The sequence below is a fragment of the Acinetobacter sp. Gutcm_16 genome (assembly GCF_028649355.1).
Taxonomy (GTDB): Bacteria; Pseudomonadota; Gammaproteobacteria; order Pseudomonadales; family Moraxellaceae; genus Acinetobacter; species Acinetobacter johnsonii.
In genome coordinates this window covers 20,108-35,247 of record NZ_JAQSUV010000025.1, presented here as the reverse complement: position 1 = coordinate 35,247, position 15,140 = coordinate 20,108, and the positions used below count along the sequence as shown (strand labels likewise).

12 protein-coding genes are annotated in these 15,140 nt (G+C 35.5%); 2 read left to right on the top strand and 10 right to left on the bottom strand.

The genetic code is table 11. From position 1 onward, the window contains the following. Positions 1-40 precede the first annotated feature (40 nt). The 9 genes from PTT44_RS06370 to PTT44_RS06330 all read right to left on the bottom strand — a co-directional run bounded on the left by PTT44_RS06370 (position 41) and on the right by PTT44_RS06330 (position 12,589). Positions 41-1,116, bottom strand: a protein-coding gene (locus PTT44_RS06370) for an IS3 family transposase (protein ID WP_168159001.1) whose coding sequence is annotated in 2 segments (ribosomal slippage) — positions 41-864 and positions 864-1,116 — 1,077 coding nt in all. Because the reading frame shifts where the segments join, the coding sequence is not laid out codon by codon here. Between the two features lie 350 nt (positions 1,117-1,466). Next, complete coding sequence (locus PTT44_RS06365) at positions 1,467-2,327, bottom strand: DUF7281 domain-containing protein (protein WP_168159797.1); 861 nt, start codon at positions 2,325-2,327, stop codon at positions 1,467-1,469. Further along, entirely contained in the window at positions 2,324-3,565 is a 1,242-nt protein-coding gene (locus PTT44_RS06360) for a hypothetical protein (RefSeq protein ID WP_168159798.1), read from the bottom strand. The genes PTT44_RS06365 and PTT44_RS06360 overlap by 4 nt, the downstream gene beginning before the upstream one ends. A gap of 9 nt (positions 3,566-3,574) precedes the next feature. Further along, positions 3,575-4,225 carry a hypothetical protein gene (locus tag PTT44_RS06355; RefSeq protein ID WP_168159799.1) on the bottom strand — a complete coding sequence of 217 codons (651 nt, stop codon included), beginning with the start codon at positions 4,223-4,225 and terminating at the stop codon, positions 3,575-3,577. Next, positions 4,222-7,935 (bottom strand): ATP-binding protein, encoded by a 3,714-nt coding sequence (locus PTT44_RS06350; RefSeq protein WP_273795567.1) that lies wholly within the window; start codon positions 7,933-7,935, stop codon positions 4,222-4,224. Before PTT44_RS06350 ends, PTT44_RS06355 begins: the two co-directional genes overlap by 4 nt. A 244-nt stretch (positions 7,936-8,179) precedes the next feature. Beyond that, positions 8,180-8,341: a hypothetical protein gene (locus PTT44_RS06345; RefSeq protein WP_004879542.1), complete on the bottom strand. Its 162-nt coding sequence runs from the start codon at positions 8,339-8,341 to the stop codon at positions 8,180-8,182. A 166-nt stretch (positions 8,342-8,507) separates the two neighbouring features. After that, the gene (locus PTT44_RS06340) at positions 8,508-9,101 is read right to left on the bottom strand and encodes a DUF6338 family protein (protein WP_168159801.1); all 594 of its coding nucleotides are present in this window, start codon (positions 9,099-9,101) and stop codon (positions 8,508-8,510) included. Positions 9,102-9,115: 14 nt separating this feature from the next. Next, positions 9,116-11,410 carry a Mov34/MPN/PAD-1 family protein gene (locus PTT44_RS06335; RefSeq protein ID WP_273795566.1) on the bottom strand — a complete coding sequence of 765 codons (2,295 nt, stop codon included), beginning with the start codon at positions 11,408-11,410 and terminating at the stop codon, positions 9,116-9,118. Between the two features lie 6 nt (positions 11,411-11,416). After that, positions 11,417-12,589, bottom strand: a complete 1,173-nt coding sequence (locus tag PTT44_RS06330; RefSeq protein WP_168159803.1) for a metallohydrolase — start codon at positions 12,587-12,589, stop codon at positions 11,417-11,419. 120 nt (positions 12,590-12,709) lie between these two features. Here PTT44_RS06330 and PTT44_RS06325 point away from each other — a divergent pair, with 120 nt between their 5' ends. Together PTT44_RS06325 and PTT44_RS06320 are read left to right on the top strand one after the other, a co-directional pair. After that, positions 12,710-13,603, top strand: a complete 894-nt coding sequence (locus tag PTT44_RS06325; RefSeq protein WP_168159804.1) for a helix-turn-helix transcriptional regulator — start codon at positions 12,710-12,712, stop codon at positions 13,601-13,603. Between the two features lie 3 nt (positions 13,604-13,606). Continuing rightward, a complete protein-coding gene (locus PTT44_RS06320; protein WP_168159805.1) occupies positions 13,607-14,278 on the top strand; it encodes a hypothetical protein in 672 nt (223 codons plus the stop codon). An 86-nt stretch (positions 14,279-14,364) separates the two neighbouring features. Here PTT44_RS06320 and PTT44_RS06315 read toward each other — a convergent pair whose 3' ends face one another. Beyond that, a complete protein-coding gene (locus tag PTT44_RS06315) occupies positions 14,365-15,090 on the bottom strand; it encodes a hypothetical protein (RefSeq protein ID WP_168159806.1) in 726 nt (241 codons plus the stop codon). Positions 15,091-15,140 lie beyond the last annotated feature (50 nt).

The following is a 15,140-nucleotide window of genomic DNA, read 5'->3' as shown; positions in this document are numbered from 1 at the left end:
CGGTAATCCTCCCATAAATAACCGAAGTTAAAAGTAGAGGTTAAGCAGCCATTAGAGGTGGCCTTCCTTTGTTAGCTTGGTGTGGTCTTTCATGATTGTAATGCCACAGCCAATCAGTTGCGTAATCCTGAACTTCTTCTAACGTATCAAACAAATGCTTGCTCAGCCAACTATAACGTATAGTCCGATTATATCGTTCAATATACGCATTCTGCTGTGGCTTACCCGGTTGAATATATTCAATACGAATACCGTGCTCAATAGCCCAGCGCACAAATTCGTGACTGATAAACTCGGGGCCATTATCACATCGGATCACTAACGGTTTTTCTCTCCACTCCAGCAATTGATTCAACGTACGAATGACCCTAATTGTGGGCAATAAGAACCCTGCTTCAATGGCTAGGCCTTCGCGGCGGTAATCATCAATCACATTCAATAATCGAAACTTGCGACCATCGGAAAGTTGATCATGCATAAAATCCAGTGACCAAACCTGGTTTGCACGTATTGGCTCTTTCAGTGGTTCAGGCACATGTCGTTTTAGTCTTCTTCTCGGTTTAATACGCAGATTCAGTGCCAACTCACAGTAAATGCGATAAACCCGCTTGTGATTCCAGCAGTGACTCTCAACATACCGTAAATACGAGAAGCATAGACCAAAGCCCCAATCGGTATTTTCCTCAGTGAGTTCAATGAGCTGTTCTGCAATGAGCACATTGTCATCACTGAGTCTAGCCTGATAACGGTAGCAGGTTTCACTTATGCCAAATGCAGTGCAAGCTAAACGGATACTAACAGCATGTTGGGCCACTGCCTGTTGAGCCATCTGACGTCGACAAGATGGCTTTACCACTTTTTTGACATCGCTTCCTGAATAATTTCTGCTTTTAATCGTTCTTCAGCATACATTTTTTTTAGTCTGGTATTTTCTGTTTCCAACTCTTTCAGCCGTGCCATCAAAGATGTATCCATGCCGCCATATTTAGCACGCCATTTATAGAAGGTTGCATTACTCATACCATGTTCACGACAAAGGGCCGCAACAGGTGTACCAGACTCCGCTTGCTTCAAGATGGACATGATCTGGCTGTCAGTAAATTTAGATGTTTTCATGCAGAATCTCCTGCTTGTATCTTAAGAGAAAATTCTACTTTTAAATCCTATTATTTTTAGGGGGGATTACCATCGTAGCTTTATATCTTAGATGGTTTTTTGTACTAAATTTAGGGCCTATATTTTATTGATGTCATATCTTTTTTACTTATCAATCATCCTTAAGAAATTGAAAAAATTAAGAACAATCAATACTAACTTAGTTATAACGCTTTTGAAAACAGAAAGCTACTATGTTCTCTTTAAAAATTTTCCACATTAAATCTTTTATTTAAATTTTAAGCGCTTTATGCTATTCAAATTAAGATCTTCGTAAAGTAAAAGTTATATTATATAAATTTGTTTTGATTTCAAAATTCAATACACTCTAATTCACTTAATAACAGGACATTTTCTTGCATCAATGCAATTTTTTCTGTTTGCATTACCGTAAATATTTTGTGAGGATACGAGTTTTTAGTAAATCTGTCTTTCAAATTAGTCAGTTTACTAAACTGATCAAGATATTTATCTGTTCGGTTGCATGGATGATTATTCTGTAAAGCTTCCCATCCTTTTGGAACAAGGGCTGAAACTGGTCTTATATTTAAATAATTCATGACAATAGATAAACCACTTGGATCAAAGTCTGCATAAATTGCTACAGGAATATTCCATCCTAATTGGCCCAAAAGAGCTTTCACAGTACTTTGATTCTGTCCTTGACCACGATAGACAAATAAGCTGGATTGCCATGACCGAGGTAAATATTCATACCACTCATGTAAAGTGATTAACATCGAAGCATTTTCAAGTACCACCAACCTTTTTATACCAGTAGTATCTAATTCACCAATATCTATTGTTGGAACAAAAGTCGGATACCCTATTGGCATACTGACTGATTTCAGTGGTAAGTCATGATGCACTGATGCAAATACCAACTGATCTGCAAACACCTGTTTCGATGTGTTTTTTTCATTGCGATGAACTTTTACTGTCTCAAGACGATTCTGTGCTGTAGGCAGCTCATCTAATACATTATCTTTGCGATATTGTTGGTACAAATTTTCTAATATCTGATAATCCCTTTCCTTTAAACACAGAGCATTAATTACACGCTTACCAATCCCATGTTCTTCATGAAGTAGTTGCCATGTTTTATTGAGCCGCACCTGTGTGGACTTTTCCCTTAACGCATCCCGAATGACGTTTAACTGGATCTGGTTCACATGATCCCCCTAGATTTAGTAACAACTACATCATGTACTAGAAAGTTACCATCAAAACATGGTGCCTGAGTTTCTTCCATATACATTGTAATTTTGTGTTCATGTACCTTTTGGTTCACATGATGATAGCTAACCAATGACATTAACCAGAATTCCAGCTCAACCTGTGGATGTAATTCCTCGAAACAATCTACACCACTCCATTCTGTACCTGCATCACTCTGTAAGGCTGCCTCAAAAAAATATTCCAGAGCCGTCTGTAATGGACTTTGTTCCACAATCTCAACGTCATTTGTTTGATTGATGGTTGTTTCAACTTCTGCCAGTTGAATATTCGATTTGGCATGTCGATTTTCTGCTGCTTTTGCGCCTAGTTCTCCTAAAATGTCGAGTTGACTGTATTGATTAATGTTCCCATAACCTAATAATGGTATTGCTGCGACCTGATTAAACACATTTGGTGCTATACCTGCTTCCAGTTGCATGTCAATCTGGTTCTCTGATAAATAGCGATGAACTGAGTCAATCAATGTATTGCGGTGCTGGATCAATTGTTCTTTTTTTAGTGCGGTAATCTGTTCCTTGATCTGGTGTGCTGTATTTAATAACTCACGATTACATGCATTTACCACGGGCTGCAAACGTCGCTTAACCAGTCGCTCAAGCTCTTTGCTTAAACACATCACCTGATCTAGCCAATCTGCATTTAATATTATAAGTGTTTCACGTAATTTACCATGTTGCTTTAAAGCCTGTTCTGTCACATGAATTTTTAACTCAAGATCAGATATTACAGCTAAGTGTTCTGCCACTATACTGGAAAAATATAGGCAGTTTTCATGCAGTAAACTAGACAATTCAACCACCAATTCACTGAGTTGGCTTAAATAATATCTAGCTTCAGGCAAACTTCTTTGTCTGGCAAATTGATAGGTCTCAGTACAGCTATCAATTTGGTTAATACATCCATGAATATCATCACTGGAATTCTTGATTCGACCTTTCTTTTCAAAATGTGAAACAAACCTAACGACCGTACTATGCAGGACATAAGCCTCTGTATCTGTTTCGATGTAGCCCAATCCTGCCTTATTCAGCCGTTTAATCGTTGACTCATGTTCAGGGTTAAATTCAATAGCACCATGATTATTGCTAACCGCTGCTCCAATCACTTCAATATTTGTTGATAAGGTTGAACAGGCTTTTGCTGCTGGGTGTTCTACTCTGGCTTCATTCATACTAGATACCTATATCAAATCATACTGAACTTGTTGCCCTGCTGTGCCATGCAAGTTGTTCGTCGGGATCTGTTCACAGGTACTAATATATTCCAGTTGTTCATAAAATAATGACCATTTTGCTGTAGCTCGATATGTTGTTCCTGCATCATGGCCAGCCAGAATTAGATACTTTTCATCCTGCAAATAATTCAGCACATATTGTAATTGTTCAGAAGCATTGGTACTCATTGTTTGTTTACCAACTTTCTGGGCAAGTTTTTTCAGCTGCTCACTACCTAGGTGAGATTGTTCTACACTAGTAAGCAATGAACCTTTTGAAATGGTATCTGCATATTCAATTGGCTTACTGTCATTAGTTAATGTACGGCACAGGCGTATCCATTGCACAATGGGTTCAATTTTAGAAACAAAATCATTAAATTGGCGTTGAATAATCTTGTGAATCTCGGCAGGCTCAATATCTAGGTAAGCACAATAAAACCCATTGCCATCATTACTACGAACACAGGTACGATTTAGTCTGAATAAAAAATTATTGATCTCTTGAAGATTATCAGGCTGACACAAATCGCTATACAAAGATTTATCCAACCATGCATCAATAATCTCACCACGAAGTAACAGCTCTATACACTCACTGAAAGATTGATGATTCATCCTACATAACTCCCTGTAGCAAGAAGCGGGTTCTGTTGGGTTTTTGACTTAACTACAAACTGAGAAATGCCTTTATCCTTGTCAATATTGTATTTATATTGAAATGACTTTCCGATTTCTTCACTCATTTGTGGTTGCGCGCACACTAAATAAACCTGTTGCTGTTGCATTAGCTCTAGTAATTTTATGCTATTACTTGGGTCAATTTGTCCTAACTCATCTATTGGTAAATGAATGGCTACACTTTCATCCGAACACAAATGGCGGATTAATCCTGTAAAAATTAATAAAATCACCAAGCGGGATAAACCTGTAGATGAGGCCTCTGCCAAATCCCTGTCATTTCTCACCTTGACCAAACGAGTATTTTCTCTGAAGCAAATACTCATTTCCACCATCGTTTTTAGGTCATGACTTTCAACATTGGAATTATGTAAAGCTTTTACTGCATTTTCCAAAGAAGCAATGACGCTTTCATTAGGAAGTTCATTCACATCAGCTTCAAACTTATTCACGAAACTTTCTAGATCAGTAAGATAACCAAATTTATTGATCGTAGCTTCAAGGCGGATCTCAATATCACTTAGTGATGAAAACGGATTATGGGTATTAATATTCGAGCTCAGATCATCTGATACTCTGGAGACTTTCCGTTGAAACCGTTTGAGCGATTCATAATGGTTTTGGAAAACGATACCCAATGACTGGTATGCTACGATCGTTGCATTAATTTTGGATGGAATTTCATGCTCTAGCATTTTCCCCAATACTGTCATGGCTTGTAACATATAAGGTAAACTGTCTACCTGATAACGAGAATCTAGCATCTGGTTACTCCAGTATTTTTCCAGACCATTACCCTGCGCTAAACTCAAAATCTGTTTCACCAATGTATGTAATTTAAGGCTTTCTTTACGTAAATCTGCTAATTGAGACAGTTGCTCCTGCCCATGATTGAGATACCAGTCAAAATCCAGTGGTTTCTCTACTTCATCAATAGCGAATTCTGATTCCAACTCTGTAAAATCCAGTATTGATGGTTCCATACGTTTTAATAAATCATCAAGTTGCTGCGATTTTCTCTGAATTATCTTGAGAGCAGCTTGGTACTGTCTGTTATGTTCACTTTTTTCCTTATCCAGTTGTTGTAATGCTTTCACACCAGCTGTATGTTCTTTTTCCAGATATTCAATCACTTCCTGAATAATTTTTAATTGGTCGTGAAGTCCGGCACGTTGACTAAGTTCTACCTCAACCCATTTATGATAAGCATTAATTCTGCCAATGTATCCATTCACAGTTTCAAATTGCTGTTGAGCATCAGCTAAACGCTGTTCAGCATGTTTTAACTGTTGTGTATCCACACCTTCAGCCTGCAATGCTCGATCTTTAGCTCTAAGCAACTCAGCAATTTTATCATCACCTTGCTTGATGGCCTGACGAATATTGTCTTCCATCTGTTTTACTTGTTGCTGAAGTTGGGTATCTTTAAGCTGATACTTTGCCTTAATGCTATCGCGAGCTTTTTCTTGTAGTTGTTGCAGGTTATTTTTGGCCGACTTATGCTGCTGGATCAGAGATTTTTGTTGTTGCTCGGCATCTTGTAAGAGTTGGGTCGCCCTTTCCTTGCGTTCATTGACATTCAGGCGAATGTCTTTCTCAATACGTTCCTGTGCGGCTTCTAATTCCTGAGATTTTCTATTCAAATTGTTTAACTCCTGCTCAGACACAGACAGCTCTATTTGTAAACGTTCCAACTCTTCTTTGGCATTGTTCGTTTTACGTTCCAGCATCGTCTGGTCAGCCTGATATTGACTACAACGCAACACCTGTTGTTCAATACGCTTTTTAAGATCCTCCAGCGTGTCCGCTTCCTGAGGTAAACTCAGTTTATCCAATTCTAAATGCAATCCATAAAATGAGTTCTGGCTTAATTCATCAGTTTCCCATTTAGGATTGAGTCCTTTTCTAAGTAGTAAAACAGGATTAATCAATTTCCCAATATTCTGCTTCCATGCCTCATTAGGATGAGTACGCAGAAAACTGATTAATGAACCTTCATTATTTAATTGTTCACGTAATTTTTGTTCCTGTTCCTGCTCTTTACCCAATAGATTTTTATGTTTTTCCAATGCTTTAAGTGCATCATGCATCTGTTTTTTGTGGGTTTCAACGCTCTCTTTAAGTAGAATGTGTTTACTGAGATATTCTGAAATTTGCTGTTTTTGTTGTTTTAATAATTTTTTATTTAGATCCAGATGTTGCAGCTCGTCAAGAGTATATGCTCCAGCTTCGCCAACACTTCGATGTGCCTGCTGAATATTTTCATTTATGATTTCAAGGGCTAATTCCTGCCTGTTTGACAATTCAGCTAATTCTTTCTGCTGGTCTGCCCGAAGCACCTCTTCATCTAGCGATTGTTGTTTGAATAGCTCAATCTGTTGATGATGTATATCTCCTTTTTTCTGTTCCCATAGTCCTTTTTCCCGAGATGCTTCCTCACGAATCTGATGTCTATGCTGATCATGGGAATCTACAATATCTTTGGCAGAAGCCTCCAAACGTTGTAGTTGCGCCTGTTCCTCTTGCACTTTAACTTGATAGGCAGGCAGCTCATGATACTCACTGATCATGCGATCAATATTGAGTTGCTGATATTCCTGTTCCTGCCTATTGATATGCTCAATCTGATTTTTAACTGCTGTATGTTCACCTTGTTTGCTATGTAGTTGAGTCGCCAGATCAGTTATCGTAGTTTGTAAAACATCATAGTCCTGTTCGTATTTTAGTAAATAGGTATCATGCTCGAGTTGTAGCTCACACTCATCCTCTATAAATTGTTCGGTTAACACATGCCCCTGTAACTTCACCTTAAGGAGTTGCTGATATGTTTGAATGACATTTGTTCTAAGTTGCCTACCTTTTTCAAGTTGAGAACTTGCTTTTATAAACTCCTGCAAACTTCTCATGTCCTCAATCAGATTTAAGTTTGCCGTATGAGTTAGACCTTTATCCCCTACAACTGCATTTTCATCCTGTAGATACGCATCTACCAGCATACTTTTAAACTTATTAATCAGATCAACCTGAGACATAGGTACACGAGTTAATTCACCCAGATGACGCAGTGTATATTGACGATCACACATGGCATAGTCTGCTGCCAATATACGAAGACTCTTATCACGAGCAAAACGCTCTTTATCGTTATGCAGAATAGCCCGATAATCCAGTATCGTTTCAATTTGCTTACTGATTTTAATATTATTTAAGTGCAGTTCATGAATAATCTCATTCACTTGCGTATTTTTTGCAAATAATTCATCGAACTGTGGTGCAAAAAAAGTTTCTTCAGCACGTCCTTGCACAAAACGATAAATTAATTTCGTACCATTTTGGTGTCTGTACATCACAACACAGCACATACCCTGTTGCCCAAGATATTCATATATAATCATTGATTGCAGATTAGGCAAATAAAAGTCTAGAAAACTCGACTTATTCCCCGCTTTTTGCACCATACTTTCAGGTGAAATTCCAGCAAATATCGGTAATAAATTAAGCATACTAGTCTTGCCACGACCATTCCCACCAATCAAATTGGTATGACCATCACATCGCAACTTAACTCGTTTATTTCTAATATAAGAGTTATGTAAATAGACACTCTTTAAACCTTTTGTTATCGCTTCTTCATTTATGTTGTTCAAAGTATTTTCTCAAAAAACAAGTAAATATAAATAAGGGAACCCACATCAGGAATGTGAGCTCTATATAATTTTAGGGCTTTCTTGGTGGAGATGTAGTTTGTTGAGATGAATTTGATGCGTTCCCGCCAGAAGATCTGGTCGGTTGATAACCAAATTTATCTGAATCAGAAATAGATCCAGAAGGTTTCGGACTGTAACTATCATTTATGTTTTCAGGATTTTTAATATTAGACATTTCGATTCCTTAGGGTTTTTTAGGTGGAGATGTAGGTGCTTGAGGATTACTTGGGTTTGTTCCTTTCGATTTTTCTGGTTGATAACCTGCACCAGGCATTGGGTTGTGTGGTTTTATCACAGCTGGACTATAACCATCACCAACAGGTACTCTTTGAGTTTTATCATTCATAATTAATCTCGCTTTAAAATTAAGGTTTTTTAGGGGGCTGAGTATTCGATGGATTTGTTGAAGTCACCTTTTGTGGTTGGTAGCCTCTCGTTTGTAAGTCGTTTGGTATACTCTGAATATTAGTTTTTAAATCTTTAGTTGACATTGATAACTCCATAGATAAATATTAGGGATGTTGAAAAAATTCAATACTTTGGATGTCTTTGGATAATATTAGAATTCCTTCAGATTGCTCACGTATTCTTTCAAAACCACCCTCAGCACTAACCTCCCATGCTTTTTCTAAATAGATTTGTGGATCTTCAGGAAAACTCGATGTAAATGATTTCTCTGAATATTCTCCTGCTAGTTTTTTCCCATCAGATAAGGTAACTAAAACAAAATATTCTTTTCTCTGAGAAAAAATATAGTCCCATGCTCTTGGTGTAGGATGAGGAGCATTCTTTTTAAAAAACTCCATATTTCTTAATTTTAACCATCCCCAAGCTAAAAATGCTGGAAAAACAAGCATGACAAATGAATAAAAGGTAATTGTAAAAAAAGGACAAATAAAATTCCATTTTTTACTAAAAATCATCATATAAATAAAAGGTCCTAATAAAGCATAGTTCAAACAACTATATGTAATGGCATCAATAATTAGCTTTGTACTATCTTTTTCATGATTTGGGCACAGTAACGAATAAGTTTTTATTGAAATAAAGCCTGGAATTGCAAAAATAATAAATAGAACAAGCTTACTAGATTCAAAGATTTCCATAATAATCCCCTATATTAAAGATAAAAACTGACTTTATTAGAATTTATAATAGCCATTAAAACGGGATCATTTGGATCATCTATCTTATTTTGTAAATCGGTTAGTAATACTTCATCCAACGCACTAGGTCTTGTCGATACATGGTCAGGATGAGAATGCCAATCACCGATATAGCGAACAATATAGGCTGTTTTCTCACTACATAGATCAATGTAATCTGACAGGCCTTCACTACCCCTTATGAAAGTGGTTGGTGTTGCAATGCTATCGTGAGGTGCTTCACAAACATCCACAATATAGATACTTTTTAGTTTCTGATCGATGTATCCTAAAATTACACCACCTGTTTCATTTGGAAGTTCTTTTGCTCTTATTTCAGATAATTTTTGGTGAATAAAATCATCATAAATTATTGTCCAGCCATTCTGTAAGATTTCTCTCTTTGAGGGTAATACTTCTATAATGTGAGAATTTACTTGCCCTGTCGAATCATCTAAAGACCAGATTTTAATCTGAGCTTCATTACAGTAGCTACCCAAACGAATTTGTCGTGCCAGTATAGCGCCATGTAATTTAATTAGTTCATCAGAAATAATCATAGAAATATCACGGCATCCTCCACCTGTTTTAAATGCACCAAGATGTTTCTTAAGATGTTTTACTCCCCAATCATTATTTAATATAGCTCTATAATATTGTGCTTCTAATGCATCAATTCTAATCTTCTGTTCTTTATCTTCGAATAATAAAACAGAATCATCACCTGATGGTGTTATAAATGTAGATACTATACGTGTCGAATTTGCTAATGTTGGTAGATCTCTTGCTGCTTCAATTGATGTTGTTACATCAACTAATAATTCAGCGTTATTAATAGCTTCTTTAACTTGAGAATTTTCTGAGTCGTTAATTTTTGCATGAATAGCAACACTTTTTTCTCCAGAACGATAGTTTAGATCCACTAATTCTTTTACAACATCTACTTTAGATTTTCCAATATGGCAGTCTTTACCGATATGCCGGATTACATTATGAGGTTTAAGTAGGTCATCATCCACATACGACCACTTCCCCCATGCTTCTTTTGACCAAATTTCAGCTAATGTACTACCAAGTGCACCCACCCCAGCTAATACACCGTTAAAATTTGCGTTTGAAAGATCTATTCCTGAGGCCATTCTTGCGAACTTTTGTGTGGTTTCGAATGTAATTTGAACATGTTCAAGTTGAATATTTGTTAAATTATCATTGGGCTGTTCAACTTTTAGATCAAATAAATGGTGATCAGGAAAACATATATTCTCGTTTTTTTTATCAAAACCTTTGTTCAAAGCGCCTAACCTAATACCCAAATCAGAAATAGTAGTATTACTAAGAGCAAAACCATAAAAATCGTAGTTAGTGCTTTCATCATTATTTTGATTAACTATTGGAACTATAAGTAAAAGCAATAAGAATGTATTCGTATTTGGTGGTAAAAACTGAATACCATTATGATCTACATTTTTTTTAATTTCTTCTATCAATATATTCTTTAGATCAATATTCTTTGCTCTAAAATATTCAACTAAACCATCTAAAGTATCAGGAACTCTTTCAATCGGATTTAAACCAAGTTCAGGCAGTTTTACTACTATACTTTCTAAAGAAACCTCGTCAATTTTTTCAGCTACACCTATATATGAAGCTCTAAAAATTTTATATAGCTTATCCTGATTGTAAATATAATTTAACCTAAGTTTGAAATTTTCGGAATTCAAACTATTAAAAAAATCAGATGGTAAAATTACTTGGTAAAAATTATTATAAAATAATCGCTCAGGAACAATATCATTTAGATGTAAAGTATCATTTGATGTCTCATGAAGCCACCATAAGATTCTCTGAAGAAATTTTTTGGGTGTCCAAGTCCTCTCAACTGATTCCCAACTTTCAGCATATAAGCAAAGCGAGGCTGGCTCTCCAGAAGATGTTCCATTTAAATGAGGAGTTTTTGGAAAATCTTTTCGAAGTGCTAAAACCTCATAGGAACTGCCAAATCGTTTATTAGGGTTATAAACTATAGCCAGTACTTCTGTCACTAAAATACCGACTTGATTTTCCGTTGGGACAGTCCCATCACCACAGTGGACAATAATCGCCTCAGCTGGTTGATCTGATTTCCAAGACAATTCAACAATATCAGCAATATCAAAATCAGGATGACTAAGGCATGATTGAAATAATTGACGTGTCTGTTCATACTTTAGAAGATTAGGATCTAAGCTAGAATACGATTTACCTATCTTGAAAAACGGATCGACTGACATATAGTATTATCCTGCTCTAAGGTTAGGTGAAGCTGCAATTGACGCTGCGCCAATGACAGCTTTATTAGCTACACGTACCCCAACGTTATCAATCTCAAAAACGAGTGGCTTCACATTGGTACTCTTAGGATATTCACCCGTACAGTAAAACTTACCACTCACAGAGAGTTGCTGGACAATTCTTGTATAAGTCCGTTTAGCACGGATACATGGAGGATCACTGTCTTCATCCTGAATCAACTTACTACTGGCAACAATGGCAGCCCCTTTTCTTGCCTGAGATAGTGCATTGACCGCATCAGCAGACTCTTTTGCACTTTCTCCCTTTCCACTCCAGCTATCATGTGAAAGAGTACGCCATGAACAGTGATGGGGTGTTTGCAAAATATTGTACGCAAGAACCTCTGGAGTAGAGCGATACTTATCCCAAATCAGCTCCCAAATTTCTACCTCTGCATCACCACCAGATAAGAAACGGCATTTATCAGAATAGTCATTTGAAGCAATACTAAAATTAATGATTACGCTTGAATGATTTTTAGAAAGAATACATTCCAGTTCTTCACTTTGCTTGGTCATGGGCGCGATTAAGAAACATTCAAGATTTGAATCATACCCTTGATTATTGATTCTAAAGGTTGTGCCAGATTTAATGAGAATAGGATTTAGATCATCTGTCTTACCATTCTCATCTTCACCCATAATAAGGATTTGATCTCCTTGAGGAATACTAAAGAAATTATTCTCTTTATTAATTTTAACTCGACGTCGTGCTTCTGTATTGAAAGCACAAGCATCCTCACATAAAGTATGATTTTTTGAAGCGCGTCTAAACACCATCGGTGAAGACCAGAGCTCACGAATCACAATTCTCTTTTCATTGTCTATTTTATTATCATCACAATAGTTAGCGAAGGCTCCTAAATGAAAATGCTTTTGCAATCCCGTACAATGATCTTTATCAGGATGGCTTAATAAAAATACATCAACAAAAGGACGATTATTCATATCCCGCTTAAGTCTGCCCCGTAAGTCACTGGCAACATCATAAGTAGAAGTTAAAGGATTATCAGCATCCTGACGGATATTGATATCAACTAGTATGGTTCTACCATCAGCTAAAGTGATAAGTGTCATATCACCATTATCGACGGGAAAGAAAACGATTGAAGCAGGCATACGTTTACCTTAAGCGACTAGAAAAGATTGATGTCTTAATATACAATATAATTTTTAGATGGGAATACTTTTTATACCCATCTAAAAATTATATTTGTTAGCAAACATTTCAGGTGATGTATGACCGATAAAAAATCCAAAACGTCAAATTGGTCACAAGACAAACGGTTAGAGTTTATAGATTTTAGGCTTCAATGGACTGGTAAAATCAATCGTAGTGATCTAGTAGATTTTTTTGGAATATCTGTTCCTCAAGCTTCTCTTGACTTAGCTCGTTATATAGATTGGCGTCCAGATAATGTATTTTATGACAAAAAAACAAAGGCTTATTTAAAGTCTGAAGAATTCCAACCTCTATTCAGCGAAAAAGGTTCACGCTACTATTTACGTAATTTACTGGCTTTAAATCAAAATATTATTAGAAGTGATGAAAGCTTTATCGGCATGTTACCACCAAGTGATGTCTTACCATCTTTAGAGCGAACAGTGCCTGAAAATACCTTAGCTTTGGTTATTGATGCGATTAATAATAAAAAAGCTATCAGAGTAAGCTATCTTTCAATGACGAGTGATGTAGCTTCTGAAAGAACACTTAATCCACATGCTATGGTATTCGATGGTCATCGTTGGCATGTAAGAGCATTTTGTCGAACACGTAAAGATTTTCGTGATTTCGTTTTAGCTAGAATTATTACAGCAGAAACTCTAGATGAAGCAGTGGTATCCTCCGAACAAGATATAGCATGGCATACATACATCACACTGGTTTTTAAGCCTTCATCTGACTTATCTGAAACACATCGTAAAGCCATTGAATTTGACTATGGAATGATCGATGGGAAAATAGAGATAAAATGTAGAAAAGCATTATTATTTTATACTTTGAAACGTTACAATCTCTTAAAGGATTTCATAACGGATAACGAGAAATTAAATAAGTTAAATGATCAATTTATATCCTTATCAAACTATGAAGATATCTCTCATTTAATAAAAGATGAGATTGGGCAATAAGTTATGGCAAATGAACTATCTACCTCAGAAAAACTTCAAAAAGAAAACATAAGTAACATATGGAAAATCATATGTATGGATTTTCTTATTTTAAATATTATTTTATCCGCATTGAATATAGAAAAATTTATGAGTTTATTACTTTCAAAAAGTATGTTGGATAACTCTTTATTTAAATTATTATCATCCTTTATCTTGGGTATTTTAATCGTAAAATTGCTATTAAATATTTTACCAGCAGAAATTAAACATAACATTATATTTGGGAAGTTGAAATATAGTCTCCCTGGGCATCGGGCTTTTACTGTACATGCGAAAAAAGATCCACGTATTGATATGGAAAATTTAGAAAAAATACTCGGTGTACTTCCTACACTACCGTTTGAACAAAATCATGTCTGGTACAAAATTTATCAAAAGCATAAAAATGATGAACAAATTATTGACTCTCATTTAAAATTTCTATTTTTTAGAGATAGCAGCATATTAACTATTTTTATACTTATTGGCTTTATTATTCTTTGTATCACTTTTAAAGCAACACTATTCCAATGGATACTTTCAATCTCATTCATTACTATTCAATTAATCATTTTTATCATCTCAGCAAGAAATAATGGCATTAGATTCGTCCAGAATGTTTTATGCCTTGAGTCTCATAAAGATCTACCTTAACTTATTCTGTAAAAAATTAAGAAAAAATTCCTACAATAGTGAATCATACCAAATTATAATTTTTTAAAATTATATAAGATTAAGATTTATTCTTTATTACTATTTAATTCGTACCATTTATTTAAGAGATCTATCTCTTCTTCTTCAATAGTTGTTTCACCATTTAGTATTCTTCTTAATCTTGAATTAGAATTTTTTCTACAAGCATTGACTACTTCTTCTGGAAATGCTTGTCGAGCATTCGATTGCGCAATTAACCATGCATTTCTAATTTTCTTTTGTTCAAGAGTTAAGTTTTCAAATTTACATTTTGCTTGATATAACCATTCTTTTACATGATTGGATTCTTCTTGTGGTAAAAGCTTTATGGCTTTCTCAAGTAGTTCATAGACACGTAGTTTATCGGTATCTTCTGGCATATAGTCATCAAAATCATGTAATGAAATATATCTAAATAGTTTACTGCCATTTAGTTCTATAGCCAAAAATGCTTCTGCAATAATTTTATCAGCAATTGCTCTAGCATGTGTGGCAGCATAGACTTTCGGTGAAAAAATTGGAACTCCCATTGTCTGTAAGATTTCACTAGCTTCAAAGACCCCCTCTTCACCTAAGTATATATTTGTATCGAATAAAGCAATTTTACCTTTTCCCATGATATGAAAGGAACTTAATTCGGAGTCGGAATGCCATGTCTCTCTTACATGCCAATCACCTGTTAAAAACTCATAGTCATTGATATTTAAAGCTCTCATACCACTTATGTATAATTGCTTTGAAAATTGTATTTTTGCTAGTTCTTCATAGAGCATGTCGTTTTACCATTTTCTAAATTCATATAATTATAAATTACGTTAGTCTT

Coding starts and splice junctions, on each gene's coding strand:
- PTT44_RS06360 (WP_168159798.1), bottom strand. CDS start 3,565: ATGAATGAAGCCAGAGTAGAACACCCAGCAGCAAAAGCCTGTTCAACC.
- PTT44_RS06355 (WP_168159799.1), bottom strand. CDS start 4,225: ATGAATCATCAATCTTTCAGTGAGTGTATAGAGCTGTTACTTCGTGGT.
- PTT44_RS06345 (WP_004879542.1), bottom strand. CDS start 8,341: ATGAATGATAAAACTCAAAGAGTACCTGTTGGTGATGGTTATAGTCCA.
- PTT44_RS06340 (WP_168159801.1), bottom strand. CDS start 9,101: ATGGAAATCTTTGAATCTAGTAAGCTTGTTCTATTTATTATTTTTGCA.
- PTT44_RS06335 (WP_273795566.1), bottom strand. CDS start 11,410: ATGTCAGTCGATCCGTTTTTCAAGATAGGTAAATCGTATTCTAGCTTA.
- PTT44_RS06330 (WP_168159803.1), bottom strand. CDS start 12,589: ATGCCTGCTTCAATCGTTTTCTTTCCCGTCGATAATGGTGATATGACA.
- PTT44_RS06325 (WP_168159804.1), top strand. CDS start 12,710: ATGACCGATAAAAAATCCAAAACGTCAAATTGGTCACAAGACAAACGG.
- PTT44_RS06320 (WP_168159805.1), top strand. CDS start 13,607: ATGGCAAATGAACTATCTACCTCAGAAAAACTTCAAAAAGAAAACATA.
- PTT44_RS06315 (WP_168159806.1), bottom strand. CDS start 15,090: ATGCTCTATGAAGAACTAGCAAAAATACAATTTTCAAAGCAATTATAC.